A 21,936-nucleotide genomic window follows, 5' to 3' on the forward strand; every position below is an offset into this window, starting at 1 on the left:
ATTTAGATAATATTATCTAAATTCTTTTTTTGGAGTGGAAATAATGGAAAAGTGGTATATAAGGAACAAAAAAGGAAATATTGAGAAGATATCTAATGAATTCAAGATATCAAAAATTCTAGCTAAACTTTTAATAAATCGCGATATAACTGATAACGATAATATTTACAAATTTTTATATCCCAAAATAGAGTCACAATATGATGGAGAATTGATGAATGACTTCAGCACGGCTATAAATTTGATTAAATCAAAAATATCCCAAAGGAAAAAAATAAGAATTATCGGGGACTATGATGTTGATGGGATTACTTCTGTGTATATTTTATATGATTGCTTAAAAAAAATTGGTGCAGATATTGATTATTATATTCCTCATAGAATAAATGATGGATATGGGATAAATAAGACCATTGTACTTGAAGCTAAAGCACAAGGTATCGATACAATAATTACATGTGATAATGGAATTTCTCAACTTGAACCATTAGAGATTGCTAAAAATATGGGAATGACTTATATAATTACAGATCATCACGATATCGCAATTGACAATAACAATATAGACAACCCAATATTTAAACTAGCTGATGCAGTAATCAATCCTCATAAATACTCGTGTAAATACCCAAATAAAAATATTTGTGGCGCTGGTATCGCTTATAAAATAGCAAGAAATTTACAAAAAACTTATAGTATAGCAAATTATAATACCAATTATTTGGAATTTGTAGCACTCGCAACTGTTTGTGACGTTGTTGATCTTAGAGATGAAAATAGAATTTTTGTTGTTGAGGGATTAAATAAAATAAAGACTACAGAAAATGTGGGATTAAAAACTTTATTGAGGAAAACTGGACTTATGGATAAAAACATAACCACCTACCATATCGGATTTATTATTGGTCCAATACTGAACGCATCAGGTAGACTTGAGAGTGCATTATTAGCTCTTGAGTTATTTGTAACTAATGAAATTGATAGAATAGATGAAATATCTGATAAATTAATTGTATTAAATCAAGAAAGAAAAGATATGACTGAAATAGGGGTTAATAGTGTTATAAAGATAATTGAAGAAAATTTCCTTAATGACAATGTACTAGTAGTTTATGAACCAACTATACATGAAAGTATTGCAGGCATCATAGCAGGAAGAGTTAAAGAAAAGTATAATAAGCCCACTATAGTTCTCACTAAATCAAAAAATAATATAAAGGGGTCTGCTCGATCGATAGATGAATATCATATGTATAATGAATTATATAAATGTAAAGAAATTCTTTTAAATTTTGGTGGCCATCCAATGGCCGCTGGACTTTCACTAGAGAAATCTAATATAGATAATCTAAGACATAAACTTAACAACTTATCTAAGTTAACCAAAGAAAATATTGCCAATAAAATTTACATTGATATGCCATTACCGTTGAGTAGTGTTGATGAAAAGCTAATCCAGGAGATAAATATATTAAATCCATTTGGTACAGGTAATCCAAAGCCTCTTTTTGGTGCTAAAAACATTAATATACTAAAACTCAATGTTTTAGGTAAAAATGATAATGTATTAAAATTTGTCGTTGAACATAAGGGTAAAATATATAATAATATTATTCTGTTTCAGAGCTTAAATGAATTTTCAAATTCACTTAAATTATTTTATGGTGATAATAATTTGGAAGAATTATTGTTAGGAAAAGAAAATAGTAGTAAAATAGATATAATATACTATCCTGAATTAAATGTATATAATGGAATAACACAGGTACAGTTTATTATTAAAAATTATAGATTTATTTGAAACCTATGAAAAGGTGATATTATGTTAGAAAATTTGTTATTAAAAATTGAACAATACAATCCACAAGCTGATTTAGAGCTAATTATAAGAGTATATAATTTTGCTGAAGCAGCTCATCAAGGTCAAGTAAGAAATTCTGGAGAGAAGTATTTTATTCATCCATTTCAGGTAGCAATGATACTGGCAGATTTGAATATGGATACTGCAACTATTGCGGCAGGACTCTTACATGATGTTATAGAAGATACAGAATACACTTATGAGGACATAAAAAAGGAGTTTGGGGAAGAAATTGCAGATTTAGTTGAAGGAGTAACAAAATTAAAAAAACTTGAATATAAAACAAAACAAGAAAATCAAGCTGAAAATTTAAGAAAAATGGTCATAGCTATGGCTAAAGATATTAGAGTAATTATCATAAAATTAGCCGATAGACTTCACAACATGCGGACTTTAGAATATATGACTGAAAAAAAGAAAAAAGAAAAAGCTCTTGAAACACTTGAAATTTACGCCCCAATAGCTCATAGATTAGGTATGTCTAAATTAAAGTGGGAATTAGAAGACCTTTCATTGAGATATCTTGATCCAGATAATTATTATGATCTTGTTGATAAAGTATCCAAAAAAAGGAGAGAAAGAGAAGCTTATATTGAAGAAGTAATTAAAGTTTTGTATGAAAAACTAGGTGAGGTAAATATAAAATGTGAGATAAATGGTCGTCCAAAGAATTTTTATAGTATTTATAAGAAAATGATGTATCAAGGAAAAGCATTTGAAGAAATATACGACTTAACGGCTATAAGAATATTAGTTGATACAGTAAAAGATTGTTATGGTGCATTAGGAGTAGTTCATACGCTATGGAAACCATTACCAGGCAGATTTAAGGATTATATTGCAATGCCAAAGCCTAATATGTACCAATCACTTCATACAACTGTAATAGGATATAAAGGTGAAATATTTGAAGTTCAAATAAGAACTTACGAAATGCATAAAACTGCAGAATATGGGATTGCAGCTCATTGGAAATACAAAGAAGGCTATAGTAAAAGCACAAATTTTGATGAGAAATTGACATGGTTAAGACAACTATTAGAATGGCAAACAGATTTGAGTGATCCAAAAGACTTCATGGATACTTTAAAAATTGATTTTTTTACTGACGAAGTATTTGTATTTACCCCTAAAGGTGACGTAATAAATCTGCCCGAAGGGTCAACTCCCATTGATTTTGCTTATAGGGTTCATACAGACGTTGGGAACAAGTGTGTAGGCGCAAAAGTTGATAATAGAATAGTACCGCTTAACTATAAGTTGCAAAATGGAAATATTGTTGAAATAATTACAAGCCCTAATAGTGCTGGGCCAAGTAGAGATTGGCTAAATATAGTTAAAAGTACGCAGGCTAAAAATAAAATAAAGCAATATTTCAAGTATAAAGAAAGAGACGCCAATATAGAAAAAGGTAAAGATATTTTAGAAAAAGAAATTAAAAGGCTTGGATATAAACCGCAAGATGTATTGAAAGAAGATTGGCTGAAAACTGTTGCTAATAAGATGAGCATAGTTTCAGTTGAAGATCTTTATGCATCTATTGGATATGGAAACATTTCCGTAAATCAAGTTATCAATAAATTAAAAGATCAGCATGGTGATATTTTTAAACCTAATGAAGCAGATTTGATTGAACAAAAAATACAGAAATCTGAAAATAAATCAAGGAAAAAATCTAATCAAGGTGTGAGACTTGAAGGAGTAGATAATATAAAAATCAAATTTGCAAAATGCTGTAATCCATTGCCTGGTGATGATATAATAGGATTTATTACCAAAGGGAGAGGGGTATCTATTCATAGAACTGATTGCCCAAATTTGAAATCAATAATGAGCGAAAGAGAACGGCTAATAAATGTATATTGGGATACAGAAAAGTCGACATCTTATCAAGCGGAAATCAAAGTAAAAGCTCAGGATAGAGAAGGATTATTAGCAGACATAACATCTAAGTTAAATGAATTAGATGCAGGCTTATTATCTTTAAATGCAAAAAAGGCAAAAGACAAGACAGTTGCTATAAGAATTGTGCTTGAAATAAAAAACAAAGATGAATTGAATGAATTGATTAAAAAACTTAAGAGAATCAAAAATATTCAAGAAGTGTATAGAGTAACTGCATAGGAGGTTTAATTTTGAGAGCAGTAGTACAAAAAGTTAAAGATGCGAACGTTATTGTCGATAATTTAGTAGTAGGAGAAATAAATTATGGTATATTAACATATATTGCGATCACTCATGATGATTCTAATAAAGACATAGATTATATGATTGATAAAATTACAGGATTGAGAATATTTGATGATAATGATGGAAAAATGAATTTATCTGTAGAAGATGTTTCTGGAGAAATTCTAGTTGTCTCACAATTTACTTTATATGGAGATGTGAGAAAAGGGAAAAGACCTAGTTTTATTCAGTCCGCTCCTTTTGATTTTGGAAAAACAATGTATGATGAATTTATTAAAAAACTCAAGCAAAAAAGTATCAATGTTCAAACTGGCATTTATGGAGCAGATATGATAGTAGAATATAAGAACATAGGTCCAGTAACAATTTTAATAGATAGTAAGAAATTATTTTAAGAGGTGGTTAAATGGATGTAATAGCATTACAAACTGGAATATACGGAGTCAACACATATATTGTCTATGATGACAATAGCAAAGAATGTTTAATAGTAGATCCAAGTGGAGACAGTGATATTATCATTAGCAAAATTAACACTATGAAGTTACTACCTAAATATATAGTTTTAACACACGCACATGGTGATCATATTGGTGTAGTAAAAGAACTAAAAGAAAAATTAAATATAACTGTTTTAGTGCATAAAGATGATTACGAAATGTTAATGGATCCAGCCTTGAATTTATCTAAATCTATGTCTTATGGTCCAATCTCTATAAAAGCTGATGAAGTATTAAAAGATAATGATTGTTTATTTCTAGGTGATGAATATTTGAGAGTCATTCACACTCCAGGACATACTAGAGGTGGAATATGTTTGTTTTTTGACAATTGCTTAATTTCAGGAGATACTTTATTTAAAGGTTCCATTGGAAGAACAGATTTATATGGAGGAAGTTTTAATGATATAATAGACAGTTTAATCAATAAAATATCAATTTTGCCTGATGATACAGTTGTTTTACCAGGTCATGGACCGTCTACGACTATTAAAGAAGAAAAATTAACAAATCCATATATTAAAAAATATTTAATTAAATAAGAAACAGGAGAAAAAATGATAAGTATTTTTTGTAATGATAATGATATTAATTATATAGATTTATATGAATTAGTTAAATCATTTTACCCTTTTGAAGAAATACAGTGTATCAATAGTGTAAATAAAATAGATGACGATAACTATTTGATTGAAATCAGGTTGAATGATAACTACTGTATTGTGAATGCTTATATAAATTATCAACTAAAAGAAAAAGTTTGTATGGATTTTAAAAACACACTCATATATAGAGATGTTAAAACTACTAAAAAAATAACAGTAAAAAAAGCATTGTATAGATTGCTAAACAAATTAACTCAAATTGATTTACCATGGGGTATATTAACAGGTATAAAGCCAGTAAAAATTCCATCATCTTTACTAAAATCTGGGCTAAGCAAAGAGTCTATCGAAGACATTTTAGTTAATCAATACTATTTATCTAACTCAAAAGCCAAAATGGCACTTGAAATAGCTTTTTCACAACATAATATTATTAAAAACATAAAAGATAATAATTATAGTCTCTACATCAATATTCCATTTTGTCCTTCAAGATGCAGTTATTGCTCTTTTCCTTCTTTGCCGATTGTTAAATACAAAAATATAGTTGATGATTATACAGATAAATTAATAGAAGAGATTAAAGCAGTGACTAATTTTATGAGTGGCTTTGAAATAAATACAATATACATTGGAGGAGGCACACCAACAAGTCTTCCAGTAGAATTAATCGAAAAAATTTTATTTAATATAAAAGTGATATATCCAAATGTAAAAGAACTAACTGTAGAAGCTGGAAGACCAGATACAATCGATTTTGAGAAATTATCAATAATGAATAAGTACGGAGTAGACAGAATTAGCATTAATCCCCAAACAATGAATGATAGCACTTTAAAAGTTATTGGGAGAAAACACTCATCAGAAGATATTATTAAATCTTATAAAATGGCTAAGGAAGTAGGTATAAAAACTGTAAATATGGATTTAATAATTGGATTACCTGGAGAATGCCTTGAAGATGTAAAAGCCACTTTGAAAAAGATAGAGCCTTTAGAACCTGATAACCTTACAGTTCATACTTTAGCTTATAAAAAAGGGTCTGTGTTAACTAATAATGGTGAATACAAATTATCAACTTCAAATATGATCGAAGATATGCAAAATGAATGTATAAAATTTGCATATTCTAATTCATTAGCACCGTATTATTTGTATAGACAAAAAAATATGGTTGGAAATCTCGAAAACATAGGGTTCTCAAGAGAGGATAACCCATGTATTTATAATATATCTATGATGGAGGAGAAAGAAACAATAATCGGTTGTGGGATGGGTGCAACATCCAAAATTTATAATAAAAATAACGACAGTTTTAAGAGAATCGCAAATCCGAAAGATATCACTCTTTATTTTGAGAGATTTTATGAATCTATATCTAATAAAATAGAGACATTAAAATTAAATAATTAATATTTTCGGTTATAGTTGACAGCGCTTCAAAGATAAATTATAATAATTTTAATTAAATATTATTCGTAGAATAGGAATAGTAATTTGAATAAGGTTTCAGAGAGCCGATGGTAGATGAAAATCGGTACCTACATCTTATGAAGACACCTATGAGAAAGTAGTCGACTACTCGCATATTGCGTTATTAGTTTAAGTGAGGTAACCTAATTAGGGTGGCACCGCGAGAAAATCTCTCGTCCCTGAATATTCAGAGATGAGAGTTTTTATTTTGTAAAGGGGGATAATTATGGAATCTATGGGTAATTTGAGAAGAACAGTGATGTGTGGCAAATTATCTTCATCAAATATAGATGAAGAAGTAACTTTGATGGGTTGGGTTCAAAGAGAAAGAAATCTAGGTGGTATACACTTTGTAGATTTAAGAGATATAACCGGTATAGTTCAGATTGTATTTGATGAATTTGCACCAGCCGAATTAATAGAAAAAGCTGATTTACTACGTCCAGAATTTGTAATAGCTGTTAAAGGAAAAGTCAGGAGAAGAGAATCAGTTAATCCGAATATTCCTACAGGTGAAATCGAAGTGTTAGCTAAAGATTTGAGAATTCTTGATACAGCATCAACTCCACCAATTTATATAAAGGACGAAGATAATGTTAGTGAAACGATGAGATTAAAATACAGATATCTTGATTTGAGAAAACCTTTTATGCAAAACAATTTGATATTGAGAGCTAAATTAGCAAAAGTAGTCCGAGATTTTTTACATGAAAACAATTTTATTGAGATTGAGACTCCTATGCTAACTAAGCCAACACCTGAGGGGGCAAGGGATTATCTAGTTCCAAGTAGAGTAAATCCTGGTAAATTTTATGCACTTCCTCAATCTCCACAACTCATGAAACAACTACTCATGGTTTCTGGATTTGACAGATATTATCAAATAGTTAGATGTTTTAGAGATGAAGATTTAAGAGCGAACAGGCAACCCGAATTTACTCAAATAGACATGGAAATGAGTTTTGTTGATATTGATGATGTTATAGAAATAAATGAATTGTTGTTAAAAAGAATTTTTAAAGAATTTAAAAATATAGACATTGAACTACCTATTAAGAGGATGACATACAAAGAATCCATGGAAAGATTTGGAGTTGATAAACCTGATTTGAGATTTGGATTTGAAATTGTAGATATTACAGAAAAAGTGATAGATAGCAACTTTAAAGTATTTTCAGACACAATAAAGAATGGAGGGAAGGTAAAAGGTATCAATGTAAATGGTTATTCAGATAAATTTACTAGAAAAGATATCCAAAATTTAGAAGAATTTTGCAAAACTTATAATGCTAAAGGTTTAGCTTGGATAAAAGTCACTGAAGAGGGAGTTACTTCACCAATTTCAAAATTCTTCACTAGCGAAGAATTGAATGAGATATTAATGAGCTTTAATGCTAAAACGGGGGATTTAATATTAATAGTTGCTGATAAAGAATCAATAGTATATGATAGTCTTGGGAACTTAAGGAATGAAGTTGCTAAGAAACTAAATATAATAAATGAAAATGATTACGTTCTAGTGTGGATAGTAGAATTTCCTTTATTTGAGTACAGCGAAGAAGAAAAACGATATGTTGCAAAACACCATCCATTTACTCATCCTATGGATGAGGATATAAATTTGCTAGAAACTGAGCCGCAGAAGGTTCGTGCAAAGGCATATGATATAGTAATAAATGGTGATGAAATAGGTGGAGGGAGCATACGAATAAATAATTCTGAGTTACAAAAGCGAATGTTTAGAGCATTAGGATTTACTGAAGAAGAAGCATATGATAAATTTGGATTTTTAATAGATGCATTTAAATATGGTACACCACCACATGGAGGTATAGCATATGGTTTTGATAGATTAACTATGCTTCTGACTAATAGTGAAAATATAAGGGATGTAATTGCATTTCCTAAAACTCAATCAGCTACTTGTCTTCTTACTAATGCTCCTTCAACAGTATCAAATGAACAATTAGAAGAAGTGCACATAAAAGTTGATGTCAAAAATGAGTAGTCCATTTGAAAGAACAATTAGCTTGATAGGAGATTTTAATTATAAGAAAATTCAAGACAGCAGTGTGATTGTATTTGGGATTGGAGGTGTTGGTTCTTATTCAGCAGAATCTTTGGTCAGAGCAGGATTAGGAAGCATAACACTTGTTGATTATGATATAATAGATATAACAAATATAAATAGACAAGTACATGCCACTACTAAAACCATTGGGTTACCAAAAGTGAAGGTTATGAAAGACAGACTATTAGAAATAAATCCTAATTTAAATATTAGAATTTATGAAGAGAAGGTTAGTCTTGATAATATTGATATTTTCCAAATAGACAAATATAATTACATCATTGATGCAATAGACATGGTATCCTCTAAAATATGTTTAATAGAAAAAGCTAAAATGCTTGGTGTAAATATAATTAGTTCTATGGGTGCTGGTAATAAACTAGATCCTACTAGATTTAGAGTTGACGATATTTTCAATACTAAAGTGTGCCCATTAGCAAAAATAATTAGGCATGAACTCAAAAAGAGAAATATTGATAACTTAAAAGTCGTTTATTCTGATGAGATACCATTAAAAGTAAATCTTGGTGATAATGATAAAAGAAAAGCAATACCTGGGAGTATATCTTATGTTCCACCGGTAGTAGGCATGATTATAACAGCTGAAGTAATAAAGGATATAATAAATAGCTAATTCTTATATAGGAGGTAATTAGATGGAAGAAATAGCTGTAGTAACTAAAAAACTAGATAATGGAATGATAGAATTAGAAATTCAGAGGAATGCCGCATGTGGTGATTGTAAAGCATGTGCGAATTCGTCAGAATCAAAAAAACATATTATTGTAGTAAAGAATACTATCAATGCACAACCTGGGGATGAGGTATTGTTAAACACTGAAAGTAAAAATATATTAAAATACACATTGATTGTATATGCAATACCTTTTGCTTTCCTCATAATAGGAATGATTTTGGGTTATTATTTTTCGTCAACATATAATTTGTATGATGCTGATGTATTTAGTTTTACGTTGGGAATGTTCTTTTTAGCTTTCTCTTATGTGATATTAAGACTTATAGATAACAAATACTTTAAGAATAATGACAACATATTAAAAATAAGTAAAAAATTTTAGGGGGTAGTCCTTTGTCTGATAAAGATGCAGTAATTCTTCGTTTAAGAAAAGTAGAAGGACAAATTAAGGGAATTCAAAAAATGGTCGAAGAGGGCAAATACTGTGGAGATATACTAATTCAAATATCAGCTGCAAGAAGTGCTTTAAATAATGTAAGCGGTATAATACTTGAAAATTATTTAAAAAATTGTATGAGTCAAGGGCAATCAACTTCACCTGAGGAAATTGAAAAATTAATCGATGTTATGCTCAAATTTACAAAGCAAAATTGATTTTAAACCATATGGCTAATAAATATAATTTTGTGAAAGGAGAATAAAATGAATTTAGAAAGTTTAAAAAAAACTGATCCAGAAGTTATGAGTATTATCGAGGAGGAAATTGAAAGGCAAAACAAACATATTGAGTTGATTGCTTCTGAAAATTTTGTGTCCAAAGCTGTACTAGAAGCGATGGGAAGCCAATTGACGAATAAATATGCAGAAGGTTATCCAAGTAAGAGATATTATGGTGGATGCGAGGTTGTTGACAAAGTAGAAGAATTAGCTATAGAAAGAATGAAAAAACTATTTAATGCCGAGCATGCTAATGTTCAACCACATTCTGGTTCTAATGCAAATTTAGGTGTGTATTTCGCTCTATTGAAACCTGGTGATAAAGTATTAGGTATGAATTTATCACAAGGTGGACATTTAACGCATGGAAGTCCTGTAAACATATCAGGTGCTTATTTTAACTTTGCTGCTTATGGAGTAGACAAAGAGACAGAAAGAATTAATTACGAGGAAGTAAGAGAAATAGCCCAAAAAGAAAAACCAAAATTAATTGTTGCTGGAGCCAGTGCATATCCTAGAGAAATTGATTTTAAAAAATTTAAAGAAATTGCCGATGAAGTAGGAGCATATTTAATGGTTGACATGGCTCATATAGCAGGATTAGTTGCAGCAGAGTTACATCAAAGCCCAGTTCCATATGCTGACTTTGTTACTACAACAACACATAAAACTTTGAGAGGGCCAAGAGCAGGAGCTATTTTGTGTAAAGCTGAATATGCAAAATTAATCGATAAAGCTATTTTCCCTGGTATTCAAGGAGGACCGCTAATGCATGTGATAGCTGCTAAAGCTGTTGCGTTTGGAGAAGCTCTTCAAGATAGTTTTAAAGACTACCAGGCTCAGGTGGTTAAAAATGCCAAAGCATTAGCACAAGGACTTATTGAAAAGAACTATAGATTAGTTTCTGGTGGTACTGACAACCATTTGATTTTAATTGATGTTAGAAATAAAAATTTAAATGGCAAAACAGCAGAAAAAATGCTAAATGATATCGGTATTGCAACAAATAAAAATACTATACCGTTTGATCCTGAAAGCCCATTTATAACTAGCGGAATTAGGATTGGCACAGCTGCAATGACAACTAGAGGAATGAAGGAATCAGAAATGTTTGAGATTGCAGAATTGATTAGCGACACACTTGAGAATAAATCTGATTTAGATAGTATCAAAAAAAGAGTTTATGAACTCTGCGATAAATTCCCATTGTATAAATAAAAATTGCCTACATTTTATGTAGGCTTACATATTTAAATAAACTATGAGTGGTGTATATGGAAATAATTAATAATAAACTTAATAATATAATAATTGAAGTGAAAACAGGTAGTTTAGCCGATGAGTTGGGTATAGAACCTGGAGATTTATTGAAAAAAATCAATAAAAAACCTATAAAGGACATCATCGATTATAAATATTTAATATCAGATGAAAATATCACATTAGAGATAATAAAGCAAAACGGAGATATATGGGAATTTGAAGTTGAAAAAGATTTTAGTGAAGATCTTGGAATAGTTTTTAGCAATTCATTGATTGATAAAGCTAAGTCATGTCAGAACAAATGTATTTTCTGCTTTATAGATCAACTTCCTTTAAACCTTAGAGAAACTCTATATTTTAAAGATGATGATTCGAGATTATCATTCTTGCAAGGTAACTACATAACCTTGACAAATATGAATGAAGATGAAATCGATAGGATCATAAGATATCGTTTAAGTCCTATAAATATATCTGTTCATACAACGAATCCTGACTTAAGAGTAAAAATGCTTAAGAACAAACGAGCAGGAGATATAATGAACATACTAAAAAAATTATCAGATGCTAAAATAGAGTTAAACTGTCAGATAGTATTAGTACCTGGCATCAATGATGCTACAGAACTGGAAAGAACTCTCAATGATTTAGGAAAACTCTATCCTAGTGTGAATTCAATTGCATGTGTTCCAGTGGGGCTGACTAAATACAGAGACCATCTAGAAAAAATAAGTCCATATGATTACCAAAGTGCACGAGATGTATTAGATATCATAAATAAATATCAAAGCATTTTTGAAGATAAATATGGAACAAGATTAGTTTTTGCTTCAGACGAATTCTACTGTTTGTCTGGGGTTGATTTGCCAAGCTATGAATCATATGAGGATTTTCCACAATATGAGAATGGAGTTGGCATGCTTAGATCTTTTTTAACTGAAGTAATTGAAAACATCAATGAATTGGATTTCATAAATTATCCGGAGGTTAAACATGTAGCAATAGCCACTGGAGTTTCTGCATATCCTTATATAAAATCAATTTCTGAGATGATATTAAAAAAAATTGATAACCTAGAAATAGAAGTTGTTAGAATTATCAATGAATTTTTTGGGGAAAATATTACAGTGTCTGGGCTCATAACAGGAAAAGATTTAATTAATAATTTGTTAAAAAAAGAATATGAAAATATTGATTGTTTATTAATTCCAGAAAACATGCTACGAAAGAACGATGATATTTTTTTAGATGATTATAGAATTAACGATGTAAAAAATATTCTCGGGTTTGATGTAGTACCAATAGAAATTACTGGAAGAAAATTGATAGATTTTTTTAGAAAGGAGTGTTCGAATGAGTAGACCTGTAGTATGTATTGTAGGAAGACCAAATGTTGGTAAATCAACATTGTTTAATAAATTAGCTGGCCGGAGAATTTCAATAACTGAAGATACCCCAGGTATAACACGAGATAGGATTTATGCAGAAGGAGAATGGTTAAATAATTACTATACAATTATTGATACTGGCGGATTAGATCCGAGAAGTGACGATATTTTTATGAGCAATATAAGAAAGCAGGTACAAGTTGCGATAGATACTGCAGATATAATACTATTTGTAGTGGATGGATTAGAAGGCATTACACAAACAGATATAGAAATAGCCAATCTACTTAGAAAATCTGGCAAACCTATATTATTAGTTGTTAATAAAATCGATACTAAAAAAGAACTAATTCATTTCTATGATTTTTTCGAATTGGGGTTTGAAAACATAAATTATATATCTGCAGAGGCTTCATTAGGAATAGGCGATTTACTAGATGAAATTATTAAGAATTTTCCTAAAGACAGTGATCCAATAACATATAAGGACGCGATAAGAGTTGCTTTCATTGGGCGTCCAAATTCCGGGAAATCGTCTCTGGTAAATTATATACTTGGTGAAGAAAGAAATATAGTTACAGATATTCCTGGAACAACTCGCGACGCAATCGACTCTTATTTTGAATATAAGGACGATAAATTCATATTAGTAGACACTGCGGGGCTGAGGAAGAAAAAATATATAGATGAAAAAATAGAAAGATATTCTGTTATCAGGACTTTGACAACGATTGATAGGTCAGATGTGTGTGTGTTAGTTATTGACGGAACGATTGGAATCACTGAGCAAGATTCAAAAATTGCTGGATATGCACACGATAATGGAAAAGCTATGATCATAGCAGTTAACAAATGGGACATAGTTCAAAAAGATGATAAAAGTTACAAAGAATATGAAAAGTCGATAAGAGAAACGCTTGGTTTTATCCAATATGCACCTATATTATTCATTTCTGCAAAAACCGGAAAACGAGTTGATAAATTGTTAGATACAATCAATTTAGTTTATTTAAATTATATTAAAAGGATCAGTACTGGCAAATTAAATGATATTATTAATGAAGCGGTTTTGATGAATCAACCACCAAGTGACAAAGGTAAGAGGGGAAAGATTTACTATGCTACACAAGTATCAGTAAAGCCACCTAGATTTGTTATTTTTGTGAATTACAAAGAACTAATACATTTTTCATATGCAAGATATTTAGAAAATCAAATTAGGCTAAATTGTGATTTTACGGGAACTCCTATAATATTAGAATTTAGAGAGAAGGGCAAAGAAAAATGAAATTGTTAATAATAAGTATAATAGCCTATTTACTAGGGAGTTTTTCTTCAGCATATGTAGTTGGAAAATTGTATAAAAATATAGACATAAGAGAACATGGTAGTGGAAATGCTGGTGCTACAAATGCTATGCGGGTTTTAGGAAAGCCTGCTGGAATTGTAACATTTGTTCTAGATGCTCTCAAAAGCATAGTAAGTGTCGTAATTGGATTACAATTATATGGATATTATGGGGGATTAGTAGCAGCAATTTTTACTGTAATAGGACATAATTGGCCTTTATTCTTTGGGTTTAAAGGAGGAAAAGGAATAGTAGCTACTATAACAACAATGGCTATACTTCAATTTAAATTAACATTAATAAGTGTAATAATCGGCTTGATAGTAGGGGTTATTACAAAATATGTTTCACTCCTATCTATAACGTTTCTCATATCATTAATAGTTATTACATTTACAGGGTTAATTTCTGTAGATATATACACAAAATTGACAATATTATTTTTAAGTTTAATGGGTATTTATAGACATAGGAGTAATATAAAAAGATTGATTAATGGTAAGGAAAACAAATTCGGAGGTAAATCTAGTGAACGATAGTATTTCAATTTTAGGTGGCGGTAGTTGGGGATGTGCATTAGCTAGTATGCTTTCTAAAGAAGGCAAAGATGTGACTTTGTGGGTTAGATCTCATTCTCAATATGAAGAAATGGTTAAAGAAAAAACCAATAAAAAATATTTACCAGGAATTATAATACCTGATTCATTAAAAGTAACTAATGATTTAGAAGAAGCTGTAGTAAACCGTGATATTATCACTTTGGCGGTACCTACAAATAACATTCGAGAACTACTTACTACTTTGAAACCAATAATAAACAAGAATCAAATACTTGTAAATTTAGCAAAAGGAATTGAAGAGAACACAGATCTAAGAATTTCAGATATTTGCAATCAAATATTGCCAGATAATAAATATTGTGCTATTTCAGGCCCTTCTCATGCAGAAGAAGTAGTAATAAATATTCCTACAGCAGTAGTTTGTGCATCTGTAGATAATAAAGTAGCTGAATATGTTCAAGATATTTTCACAACTTCTTCTTTTAGAATTTATACTAATCAAGATCTTATAGGGGTTGAATTAGGGGGTGCATTAAAGAACATAATTGCATTAGGCGCAGGTATTTCAGACGGAGTTGGATTTGGAGACAATACTAAAGCTGCACTTATGACTAGAGGACTTTATGAAATTGCTAAATTAGGTGCTGCTATGGGTGCTAATCCTGATACTTTTTCAGGCTTAGCTGGTGTTGGCGACTTAATTGTCACCTGTACAAGTATGCATAGTAGAAATAGAAAAGCAGGAATTTTAATTGGCCAAGGTTACTCTTTAACAGATGCTACAAATAAAGTAGGTATGGTTGTGGAAGGTGTAAAAACAACTAAAGCAGCATATCATTTATCTCAAAAACTAAATATTGAAATGCCAATAACAAATGAAATATATAGTATTTTGTACCTCGGAGCAGATGTCAAGATTTCAGCTACTAGATTAATGGGAAGAGAAATGAAATATGAAAGAGATATTTTAGATTTTTATAAAGGCTAAAAACAAAGACATGAGAATACTAGTTAATCTCATGTCTTTGTTTTTAGCAAATTTGGTCGGAGTGAGAGGATTTGAACCTCCGGCCCCAAGTCCCCCAGACTTGTGCGCTACCAGACTGCGCCACACCCCGATAAGCTGTATTATAGCTAATAAATTTGATTTTGTAAAGAGTTTAAACTTTAAAAAATATGTGATATACTAATTTTATAATTTACAAGGGGGATGAAGGATGTTTGATTTTTTTATTAGCCTAATTATAATGGCAGAGGTAGCAAGTTTATTTGGGTATGTGTTAGTTGTACTAAAAGAAAAATATTATCTTAAAAAAAACATCATATTGATAGATAATAAATATATTTCAAATGATGAAATAGAAGATACGGACTTATATGAATTTGTACTAGATGGGACTAAACTAACAGCTGGTGATGAAATAACTATTCAAACCAAGACAAATGAAAAATACAAAGGTGTTGTTATTGGAGCGATCGCTAAAGAACATTCAATAAAGATAATTACCTACACCAATGAAATAATAAAATTAAGAATAGATACTATCAGAGAATTCAAAATATTAGGCAAATACGGTAAATTTTTTAACTAGGTGTAATAATGAAAGAAAATAAAAGAAAAATAATTCTTTTTCTATCAATATTGATTACAATATTTTTTATTATTTTAGCTATTCCAATTTTATCTTTTTCGAAGGTTAACTCATCAAAGCCGGAAAAGATATTGTATGAAAAGAAATATAGCTTTAATAGTGTTATAATTAGAGATGAAGTTATACAATTTGATAATGGAGAAATATCTAATTTAGAAAAAAACGTACCAGAAAACAAGATAGTTCCAAAAGGATCATATATTGGTAAAGTTGTCACAACTAATGGACAAAATCATGAAATATATTCAAATTGTTCTGGTTTTGTATCATATCATATTGATGGTATTGAGAATATTAATATTGATGTTATAAAAAGAATGGATGATAAAGACTTTGATTATCTATTTAATGAAGAAACATATGAAAACAGCCAAGGGATAAAAATAATTGATTCATATATTTGGCATTTAATTGTTGACGTGGATGATAATATTTATGATACTTATATGGAAAATGATAATATAAGAATACAAATTGATAACGGTGTTAACAACTATATAGATACATCTTTAATTGCTAAGCTAGAAACAGAGAATCATAGTATTTTAGTTTTAAAATCTGATAATTTTATACATGAGTTTCTGAACCAGAGGAAATTAGATATAAACATAATAGCAATACAAGAAGAAGCTTATAAGATCCCAAATACTGCACTTACTCAAAAAGATGGCGTAATTGGTGTTTTCGTAAAGGAATATTATGGAGTTGTAGGTTTTAGACCTGTAGAGATTATTGATACTGATGATAATTTTATATATGTAAATTTAGGAGATAAAAATGGCAATATTGTAATAAATGAAGAAAACAAAAAAACAATTGATGAACACTCAGAAATTATTCTTGATCCACAAAGTGTAGTATATGGTAGTATAATTAAATAAGAGGTGATAATTATTAGTATTAGAGATAATATTTTAAAAATTAAAGAAAATATTGATAATACGTGTTTAAAGACTGGTAGAAAAAATGATGTTAAAATTGTTGCTGTTACTAAATATGTTTCTATTGATAAAATCCTTGAGTCTCTTAAGTATGGCATCGATGATATTGGAGAAAACAAAGTACAGGAATTTTTAAAAAAAGTAGATCATATTCAACCTAAACCAAATTACCATTTTATTGGGCATCTTCAGACTAACAAGGTAAAGTATATTTATGATAAAGTGGATCTTATTCAATCACTAGATCGAATTGATTTAGCGGATGAACTAGAAAAAAGAGCAAATTTAGCTGATATTAGAGTAAATTCACTTATACAGATTAATATATCAAGAGAATCTACTAAATTTGGGATAAAAGAAAATGAAGTTTTTCAATTTATCGAAGCTTTACAGAATCATAAACACTTATACGTACAAGGACTTATGACTATAGGCTCAAACACTGAAGATAAGGCAAAAATAAGGTCTGATTTTAGAAAAATGTACAATTTAAGTGAAAGGATTAAATCTAAGCACTATGATAGAGTAAGCATGGATATTTTATCAATGGGTATGACTGATGATTATATGATAGCTATTGAAGAAGGCTCAAACATGGTGAGGATAGGCACAGGAATTTTTGGTGAAAGAGAAAAAATGGGGGGTTAGAAATGTCAGGTTTCATGGATAAGTTTAAGTACTTTATTGGTATTGATGAATACGAGGAAGAGGAAATAAAGGAATTAGAGGAAGAAAAGTTTGATGTGACACCAGTGAATAAAACTAAGAGAAATACAAAATTGGTTAGCATTAATCAAAATACAAATTTGAAAATTGTAGTACATGAACCTCTTAGTTATGAAGAAGCACCAAGTATAATAGATGATTTAAAAATGAGAAAAGCTGTTGTTGTTAATTTTGAACAATTAGATATAAATTTGAAACGACAAATTTTTGATTTTATTAACGGTGGACTTTACGCTATAGAAGGGAAAATTCAGAAGGTGACAAAGGATATTTTCATATTGGCACCCATAAATGTAGAGATAGATGGGATAAAAGATGAACTAAAAAATAGAGGGATATTCCCTTGGTAAAATCAGGAGATATGTATGTATATTATTTTACAATCAATAGGTAAATTATTAAATATAATAGAAATTTTAATTCTTATTAGAGTATTTTTAAATATTTTTAACATCAGTGGTGAAAACAAATTTATGAGGATTTTATATGATTTAACAGAGCCAATTATTTATCCGGCGAGGTATTTACTTAATATTTTGGGATTAAATCGAGGGATGCTTGATTTTTCACCTTGGATAGCAATACTCATTATAAGGTTATTTTATCAACTTTTAGTTGGAGTATTATTATAAATGAAAAATAAGGAAAGCTTTATTTCACTTACTAATGATAAGGAACTACAATTAAAAATAAAGAACTTGATAGACAAAGCAGAAATAACTAGAAAGAGGCATATTGTGACTCGTTCTAATTTTTTGGATCCATTTGAACAAAAATCTGCGCACTCATTTCTAAAAGCATATTTTAACGAAATTTCTTGCGAATTTTATGGAGGAAATGATAATAGCGAGAGAAAAATATTGGTTATGTCGCCTAAATGGAAAGCTAATAATATGGAAGAATATATCAAATCTCTTATAATATATGGGCTTTTTGACAATATCTCACATAGAGATGTTTTAGGGAGCATCATGGCTTTGGGCATAAAAAGAGAAACCATAGGAGATATAATCATTTATCCTGATAGAATCATAATTATAGTTTTAAGTGAAATAGCTGACTATATAATATATAATTTGGTTAAAATAAAGAATATAAAAATAAAACATATAGAAATAAGTGATTTAAATAGCTTAGAATTACAAGAAAGTAGTTATGATATTTTAAATAAAACAGTTAATTCAATGAGAGTAGATGGATTTATTAGTGCAGTTTGCAATATTACAAGAGAAGACAGCCAGAATTTATGTAAACGTGGATTAGTAAAGATAAATTGGGAGATTGCTGTCAAACCGCATCGGTTAATAAAAGAAAATGACTTAATATCAGTGAAAGGATATGGAAGATTTGCTTTAATGAATATAAATGGAACAACAAAGAGTGGGAGATTTCATATAATTGTTAAAAAATACAAGTAATGGAGTGATGAAATGTTAACACCATTAGATATACAAAATAAAACTTTTAAAAAGTCATTATTTGGATATAATAAGAAAGCAGTAAGCACATTTTTATCTGAAATAATTGAGGATTATGAGAAAATATATAGAGAAAATATTGAATATAAGGATAAAATAAGTATGTTATCTGAACAGATAAGGCAGTTTAATTCAATGGAGGAAACTTTAAAATCGACTCTTTTAATAGCTCAAAAAACAGCTGAAGAAGTGACTCTAAATGCGAGAAGAAAAGCTGATATTATTATAGAAGAAGCTGAATTTGAAAAAAATTCGATTATACAAAAAGCGCATGAAGATGTAAAAATAATAAAAGAAGAATACGAATATATACAAAAAGAAATTTACATATTTAAAACAAGACTTGAATCATTTTTAGAAGCACAAAAATTGTCACTTAATGAATTTTATAATGATATAAATAATAGTAATTCACATTATGAGGACGATAACAGCAATGGAAAAAATGAATATAATACAGAAAACGAAGAAAAATCCGATAAAATAGGATTGTTCTCAGGACAAAGTGAGACCAATAGTCAATAAATGGGGGAGAAATATTGACATATTTAATGATAATTACAATAATTTTATTAGATCAAATTACTAAATATCTAGCAGTAAAAAATATAGTTATTAATGGAAATTATAAGTTATTTAATGGTTTGCTAGAGCTTAAATATGTGAAGAATTACGGCGCGGCTTTTGGAATATTGCAAGAAAAAAGAGTGATATTCATCATCATAACCATCATTGTAATATGTGTATTTATGATATATTTAATTCGTTACAGTTCAGAAATTCATTTGCTAAACAAGATAGCCATTAGTATGTTAATTGGTGGAGCAATAGGTAATTTTATTGATAGAATAAGGCTTGGTTATGTTATAGATTTTATTCAAGTTGATATAATTAAATCAATAAATTTTCCAGTTTTTAATATTGCTGATATATTTATTGTAATCGGAACAATATTACTGATGGTAATTACGATATTTCCACAAAGATTTTCTTCTATTGGAGATAATATATGAATTCTAATAAGATAGAATTTATTGTTGGAGAAGATGATGGATATAGATTAGATTATTATTTATCTCTTGAAATGAATGAACTTTCTAGAAGCTATGCACAAAAATTAATAAAAGATAAAGTTGTTACTGTAAATGGTCGTTATAAAAAACAAAGCTATATAGTTAATGAAGGTGATATTATTGAATTAGTTCTTCCTGATAAAGAAGAACTAAAATTAGAGAAAGAAAATATACCTTTAGATATTATATTTGAAGATAATGATATAGTTGTAATAAATAAGCCTCAAGGTTTAGTAGTTCATCCTGCGCCAGGTAATTACACTGGCACATTAGTCAATGCATTGTTGTATCATATTGATAACCTATCAACTATAAATGGAATTATAAGGCCTGGTATTATTCACAGAATTGATAAAGATACTTCTGGGTTATTGATCATAGCCAAAAATGATTATTCTCATAAGGTATTATCCAATGATTTAAAAAACCACAAGATCAATAGAGAATATATCGCATTATGTCATGGAAGATTAACACAAACCAATGGTACAATAGATATGCCAATTGGTAGAGATCCTAGAAATCGTAAAAAGATGGCAGTAACTCAAGTGAATAGCAAGAACGCAATTACACATTTTACTGTTTTAAAGAACTTTGATAATTACAGTTTGCTAAAACTTAAGTTAGAAACTGGCCGTACTCATCAAATTAGGGTACATCTAAGTCATATAAATCATCCAATAGTAGGGGATCCACTTTATTCCAAAATTTCAAATGAATTTGGCATAAATAAACAGATGTTACATGCATTTAAAATTAAATTTAATCATCCAAGAAGTAAAGAGATGATGACATTTTATGCACCTTTTCCAAATGAATTTAAGAATATAATAAAAAAAATAGTCAAGAGGGAATATAATGACAATAAAAGCAAAAATAATGGATGAGTTGTCTATTAAAAGAGCTATTACCAGAATATCAAATGAAATAATTGAAAGAAATAAAGGAATTGAAGATATTATTTTAGTTGGAATAAAGACTAGAGGAATTCCTTTAGCAAATAGAATAAGTGAGAAAATTAAGGAAATAGAAGGGGAAAAACCACAAGTTTATACACTGGACATACAATTTTACAGAGATGATTTGGTTAAACTAGATAGTAATCCCTATGTATCTAAAGAGATAAATTATGATATAGACGACAAAATCGTCGTTTTAGTAGATGATGTAATCTATACAGGTAGAACAGTCAGAGCAGCATTGGATGCACTAATGGACATAGGAAGACCAAGAAAAGTTCAACTTGCTGTTTTAGTAGATAGAGGTCATAGAGAGTTACCAATTAGGCCTGATTTTGTTGGTAAAAATGTTCCCACATCATCTAATGAAATTGTTTCAGTTAAATTGTCAGAAATTGATGATTGCGATGAAGTTATAATACTAGAAAGATAGA

The 21,936-nt window shown here is 29.3% G+C and carries 24 protein-coding genes, 1 tRNA gene and 1 other annotated feature; of the genes, 24 read left to right on the plus strand and 1 reads right to left on the minus strand.

Annotation, left to right across the window (positions count from 1 at the left end; translation table 11 throughout):
- The first annotated feature begins 43 nt into the window (after positions 1 to 43).
- The 14 genes from recJ to E4100_RS07970 all read left to right on the plus strand — a co-directional run bounded on the left by recJ (position 44) and on the right by E4100_RS07970 (position 15,661).
- On the plus strand, positions 44 to 1,801 hold the full coding sequence (recJ, locus tag E4100_RS07905) for a single-stranded-DNA-specific exonuclease RecJ (protein ID WP_135271505.1): 1,758 nt from the start codon (positions 44 to 46) through the stop codon (positions 1,799 to 1,801).
- 21 nt (positions 1,802 to 1,822) lie between these two features.
- A complete protein-coding gene (locus tag E4100_RS07910; RefSeq protein WP_209315318.1) occupies positions 1,823 to 3,985 on the plus strand; it encodes a RelA/SpoT family protein in 2,163 nt (720 codons plus the stop codon).
- An 11-nt stretch (positions 3,986 to 3,996) separates the two neighbouring features.
- Positions 3,997 to 4,446 carry a D-aminoacyl-tRNA deacylase gene (dtd, locus tag E4100_RS07915; protein ID WP_135271507.1) on the plus strand — a complete coding sequence of 150 codons (450 nt, stop codon included), beginning with the start codon at positions 3,997 to 3,999 and terminating at the stop codon, positions 4,444 to 4,446.
- Positions 4,447 to 4,457: 11 nt separating this feature from the next.
- Positions 4,458 to 5,093 (plus strand): MBL fold metallo-hydrolase, encoded by a 636-nt coding sequence (locus tag E4100_RS07920; protein WP_135271508.1) that lies wholly within the window; start codon positions 4,458 to 4,460, stop codon positions 5,091 to 5,093.
- Positions 5,094 to 5,108: 15 nt separating this feature from the next.
- Entirely contained in the window at positions 5,109 to 6,569 is a 1,461-nt protein-coding gene (gene hemZ / locus E4100_RS07925) for a coproporphyrinogen dehydrogenase HemZ (RefSeq protein ID WP_135271509.1), read from the plus strand.
- Positions 6,570 to 6,626: 57 nt separating this feature from the next.
- Positions 6,627 to 6,813: a binding site (T-box leader), on the plus strand.
- Between the two features lie 39 nt (positions 6,814 to 6,852).
- Positions 6,853 to 8,637, plus strand: coding sequence for an aspartate--tRNA ligase (gene aspS, locus E4100_RS07930; RefSeq protein WP_135271510.1), 1,785 nt, complete (start codon positions 6,853 to 6,855; stop codon positions 8,635 to 8,637).
- Positions 8,630 to 9,334 (plus strand): tRNA threonylcarbamoyladenosine dehydratase, encoded by a 705-nt coding sequence (locus tag E4100_RS07935; RefSeq protein WP_135271511.1) that lies wholly within the window; start codon positions 8,630 to 8,632, stop codon positions 9,332 to 9,334. Before aspS ends, E4100_RS07935 begins: the two co-directional genes overlap by 8 nt.
- Positions 9,335 to 9,356: 22 nt before the next feature.
- The gene (locus E4100_RS07940) at positions 9,357 to 9,779 is read left to right on the plus strand and encodes a SoxR reducing system RseC family protein (protein WP_135271512.1); all 423 of its coding nucleotides are present in this window, start codon (positions 9,357 to 9,359) and stop codon (positions 9,777 to 9,779) included.
- Positions 9,780 to 9,790: 11 nt separating this feature from the next.
- Positions 9,791 to 10,051 (plus strand): metal-sensitive transcriptional regulator, encoded by a 261-nt coding sequence (locus E4100_RS07945; protein WP_135271513.1) that lies wholly within the window; start codon positions 9,791 to 9,793, stop codon positions 10,049 to 10,051.
- Between the two features lie 48 nt (positions 10,052 to 10,099).
- Complete coding sequence (locus E4100_RS07950) at positions 10,100 to 11,332, plus strand: serine hydroxymethyltransferase (RefSeq protein ID WP_135271514.1); 1,233 nt, start codon at positions 10,100 to 10,102, stop codon at positions 11,330 to 11,332.
- 56 nt (positions 11,333 to 11,388) lie between these two features.
- Positions 11,389 to 12,738, plus strand: a complete 1,350-nt coding sequence (locus E4100_RS07955; protein WP_135271515.1) for a DUF512 domain-containing protein — start codon at positions 11,389 to 11,391, stop codon at positions 12,736 to 12,738.
- Positions 12,731 to 14,053 carry a ribosome biogenesis GTPase Der gene (gene der / locus E4100_RS07960; RefSeq protein ID WP_135271516.1) on the plus strand — a complete coding sequence of 441 codons (1,323 nt, stop codon included), beginning with the start codon at positions 12,731 to 12,733 and terminating at the stop codon, positions 14,051 to 14,053. The genes E4100_RS07955 and der overlap by 8 nt, the downstream gene beginning before the upstream one ends.
- Positions 14,050 to 14,652, plus strand: a complete 603-nt coding sequence (plsY, locus tag E4100_RS07965) for a glycerol-3-phosphate 1-O-acyltransferase PlsY (protein ID WP_135271517.1) — start codon at positions 14,050 to 14,052, stop codon at positions 14,650 to 14,652. The genes der and plsY overlap by 4 nt, the downstream gene beginning before the upstream one ends.
- Positions 14,642 to 15,661, plus strand: coding sequence for an NAD(P)H-dependent glycerol-3-phosphate dehydrogenase (locus E4100_RS07970; protein ID WP_282097116.1), 1,020 nt, complete (start codon positions 14,642 to 14,644; stop codon positions 15,659 to 15,661). Before plsY ends, E4100_RS07970 begins: the two co-directional genes overlap by 11 nt.
- A 53-nt stretch (positions 15,662 to 15,714) precedes the next feature.
- Here E4100_RS07970 and E4100_RS07975 read toward each other — a convergent pair.
- A tRNA-Pro gene (locus E4100_RS07975) sits at positions 15,715 to 15,791 on the minus strand.
- Between the two features lie 99 nt (positions 15,792 to 15,890).
- On the opposite strand from E4100_RS07975, the gene E4100_RS07980 reads away from it, so the two are divergent.
- The 10 genes from E4100_RS07980 to pyrR are packed head-to-tail and all read left to right on the plus strand — an operon-like array spanning position 15,891 to position 21,935.
- The gene (locus E4100_RS07980) at positions 15,891 to 16,265 is read left to right on the plus strand and encodes a hypothetical protein (RefSeq protein WP_135271519.1); all 375 of its coding nucleotides are present in this window, start codon (positions 15,891 to 15,893) and stop codon (positions 16,263 to 16,265) included.
- An 8-nt stretch (positions 16,266 to 16,273) separates the two neighbouring features.
- Entirely contained in the window at positions 16,274 to 17,206 is a 933-nt protein-coding gene (locus tag E4100_RS07985; protein WP_135271520.1) for a biotin/lipoyl attachment domain-containing protein, read from the plus strand.
- Positions 17,207 to 17,209: 3 nt separating this feature from the next.
- Positions 17,210 to 17,914, plus strand: a complete 705-nt coding sequence (locus E4100_RS07990; protein ID WP_245196379.1) for a YggS family pyridoxal phosphate-dependent enzyme — start codon at positions 17,210 to 17,212, stop codon at positions 17,912 to 17,914.
- 2 nt (positions 17,915 to 17,916) lie between these two features.
- The gene (locus tag E4100_RS07995) at positions 17,917 to 18,342 is read left to right on the plus strand and encodes a cell division protein SepF (RefSeq protein WP_135271521.1); all 426 of its coding nucleotides are present in this window, start codon (positions 17,917 to 17,919) and stop codon (positions 18,340 to 18,342) included.
- 15 nt (positions 18,343 to 18,357) lie between these two features.
- On the plus strand, positions 18,358 to 18,624 hold the full coding sequence (locus E4100_RS08000) for a YggT family protein (protein WP_135271522.1): 267 nt from the start codon (positions 18,358 to 18,360) through the stop codon (positions 18,622 to 18,624).
- The gene (locus tag E4100_RS08005; protein ID WP_135271523.1) at positions 18,625 to 19,410 is read left to right on the plus strand and encodes a YlmH/Sll1252 family protein; all 786 of its coding nucleotides are present in this window, start codon (positions 18,625 to 18,627) and stop codon (positions 19,408 to 19,410) included.
- Positions 19,411 to 19,422: 12 nt separating this feature from the next.
- Entirely contained in the window at positions 19,423 to 19,995 is a 573-nt protein-coding gene (locus E4100_RS08010; RefSeq protein ID WP_135271524.1) for a DivIVA domain-containing protein, read from the plus strand.
- Positions 19,996 to 20,009: 14 nt separating this feature from the next.
- Positions 20,010 to 20,483, plus strand: a complete 474-nt coding sequence (gene lspA / locus E4100_RS08015; protein WP_135271525.1) for a signal peptidase II — start codon at positions 20,010 to 20,012, stop codon at positions 20,481 to 20,483.
- The gene (locus tag E4100_RS08020) at positions 20,480 to 21,430 is read left to right on the plus strand and encodes an RluA family pseudouridine synthase (RefSeq protein ID WP_135271526.1); all 951 of its coding nucleotides are present in this window, start codon (positions 20,480 to 20,482) and stop codon (positions 21,428 to 21,430) included. The genes lspA and E4100_RS08020 overlap by 4 nt, the downstream gene beginning before the upstream one ends.
- Positions 21,402 to 21,935, plus strand: a complete 534-nt coding sequence (gene pyrR / locus E4100_RS08025) for a bifunctional pyr operon transcriptional regulator/uracil phosphoribosyltransferase PyrR (RefSeq protein WP_135271527.1) — start codon at positions 21,402 to 21,404, stop codon at positions 21,933 to 21,935. Before E4100_RS08020 ends, pyrR begins: the two co-directional genes overlap by 29 nt.
- Position 21,936: the final 1 nt, after the last annotated feature.

It is taken from the genome of Soehngenia longivitae (assembly GCF_004684055.1).
Taxonomy (GTDB): domain Bacteria; phylum Bacillota; class Clostridia; order Tissierellales; family Tissierellaceae; genus Soehngenia; species Soehngenia longivitae.

Excerpts from the sequence above, each read along its gene's own strand:
- recJ (WP_135271505.1), top strand. The coding sequence starts at position 44 with ATGGAAAAGTGGTATATAAGGAACAAAAAAGGAAATATTGAGAAGATA.
- E4100_RS07910 (WP_209315318.1), top strand. The coding sequence starts at position 1,823 with ATGTTAGAAAATTTGTTATTAAAAATTGAACAATACAATCCACAAGCT.
- E4100_RS07920 (WP_135271508.1), top strand. The coding sequence starts at position 4,458 with ATGGATGTAATAGCATTACAAACTGGAATATACGGAGTCAACACATAT.
- hemZ (WP_135271509.1), top strand. The coding sequence starts at position 5,109 with ATGATAAGTATTTTTTGTAATGATAATGATATTAATTATATAGATTTA.
- E4100_RS07935 (WP_135271511.1), top strand. The coding sequence starts at position 8,630 with ATGAGTAGTCCATTTGAAAGAACAATTAGCTTGATAGGAGATTTTAAT.
- E4100_RS07940 (WP_135271512.1), top strand. The coding sequence starts at position 9,357 with ATGGAAGAAATAGCTGTAGTAACTAAAAAACTAGATAATGGAATGATA.
- E4100_RS07950 (WP_135271514.1), top strand. The coding sequence starts at position 10,100 with ATGAATTTAGAAAGTTTAAAAAAAACTGATCCAGAAGTTATGAGTATT.
- E4100_RS07955 (WP_135271515.1), top strand. The coding sequence starts at position 11,389 with ATGGAAATAATTAATAATAAACTTAATAATATAATAATTGAAGTGAAA.
- der (WP_135271516.1), top strand. The coding sequence starts at position 12,731 with ATGAGTAGACCTGTAGTATGTATTGTAGGAAGACCAAATGTTGGTAAA.
- plsY (WP_135271517.1), top strand. The coding sequence starts at position 14,050 with ATGAAATTGTTAATAATAAGTATAATAGCCTATTTACTAGGGAGTTTT.
- E4100_RS07980 (WP_135271519.1), top strand. The coding sequence starts at position 15,891 with ATGTTTGATTTTTTTATTAGCCTAATTATAATGGCAGAGGTAGCAAGT.
- E4100_RS07985 (WP_135271520.1), top strand. The coding sequence starts at position 16,274 with ATGAAAGAAAATAAAAGAAAAATAATTCTTTTTCTATCAATATTGATT.
- E4100_RS07995 (WP_135271521.1), top strand. The coding sequence starts at position 17,917 with ATGTCAGGTTTCATGGATAAGTTTAAGTACTTTATTGGTATTGATGAA.
- E4100_RS08000 (WP_135271522.1), top strand. The coding sequence starts at position 18,358 with ATGTATATTATTTTACAATCAATAGGTAAATTATTAAATATAATAGAA.
- E4100_RS08005 (WP_135271523.1), top strand. The coding sequence starts at position 18,625 with ATGAAAAATAAGGAAAGCTTTATTTCACTTACTAATGATAAGGAACTA.
- E4100_RS08010 (WP_135271524.1), top strand. The coding sequence starts at position 19,423 with ATGTTAACACCATTAGATATACAAAATAAAACTTTTAAAAAGTCATTA.
- E4100_RS08020 (WP_135271526.1), top strand. The coding sequence starts at position 20,480 with ATGAATTCTAATAAGATAGAATTTATTGTTGGAGAAGATGATGGATAT.
- pyrR (WP_135271527.1), top strand. The coding sequence starts at position 21,402 with ATGACAATAAAAGCAAAAATAATGGATGAGTTGTCTATTAAAAGAGCT.